Source organism: Wenyingzhuangia sp. 2_MG-2023, from assembly GCF_030548295.1.
GTDB lineage: Bacteria > Bacteroidota > Bacteroidia > Flavobacteriales > Flavobacteriaceae > Wenyingzhuangia.
On sequence record NZ_JAUOSB010000203.1, the window covers coordinates 1 to 234 of the forward strand.

Here is a 234-nt window from a genome sequence, read left to right on the forward strand (position 1 = left end):
CACTACATCTTGTTCTAAAAAATCAGGTTGCATTCCATAAGCCAATGATTAAGCAGGCAATGTATGTTATTGCAAATAAGCAGATGCACCTCTGTGCGCAATAACAATCATATTATATTTATTTTTTGTTTGACGACAAGACATTAACCCTCCTAAAATAGCCAAAATAGAAACACACAAACTAACTTTAACCTTCATTTCTTCTGTATCTTTACATTGCGAGTTAAATTAGCT

Annotated in this window: 1 protein-coding gene; it reads right to left on the reverse strand. The window is 32.5% G+C overall.

All coding sequences use genetic code 11. The features are described 5' to 3' along the window. Positions 1–66: 66 nt before the first annotated feature. On the reverse strand, positions 67–198 hold the full coding sequence (locus Q4548_RS17055) for a hypothetical protein (protein ID WP_303457292.1): 132 nt from the start codon (positions 196–198) through the stop codon (positions 67–69). Positions 199–234: the final 36 nt, after the last annotated feature.

Excerpts from the sequence above, each read along its gene's own strand:
- Q4548_RS17055 (WP_303457292.1), bottom strand. The coding sequence starts at position 198 with ATGAAGGTTAAAGTTAGTTTGTGTGTTTCTATTTTGGCTATTTTAGGA.